This is a genomic window from Mesorhizobium sp. M00.F.Ca.ET.216.01.1.1 (genome assembly GCF_004010325.2).
GTDB lineage: Bacteria > Pseudomonadota > Alphaproteobacteria > Rhizobiales > Rhizobiaceae > Mesorhizobium.
Genome location: NZ_SADR02000522.1, coordinates 1 through 289 on the forward strand (window position 1 = coordinate 1; position 289 = coordinate 289).

1 protein-coding gene is annotated in these 289 nt (G+C 61.9%); it reads right to left on the reverse strand.

Annotated elements, in window-relative coordinates; all coding sequences use genetic code 11:
* A partial coding sequence (locus EN859_RS37265; RefSeq protein WP_210237787.1) for a hypothetical protein occupies positions 1-289 on the reverse strand: 289 nt, incomplete at both ends.

The window sequence follows — 289 nt, forward strand, 5'->3', positions numbered from 1 at the left end:
CGGTCATCGCAACCGGGCTGAACACGAAGGTTGCGCTCGACACGGCGGCCGTCGCCACGGTACAGGCAGTCTGTTGCCGGTCGAGCACCTTCAGCGGATTCGGGAAGTAGCCGCTCCAACGCATGACGTCGGGCGCAAGCGCGAATTTCGACATGCTCTCGCGACGCATGCGCCGCCTTTCCACCGGCGACAGAATAGAGAAAAGGTCGGCCACCAGCGGGCCAATTGCAATGCCGAGGAAGTAGCTCACGCTCAGGTTGACACCGTACTTGCGCGTGAGTGACTGCAA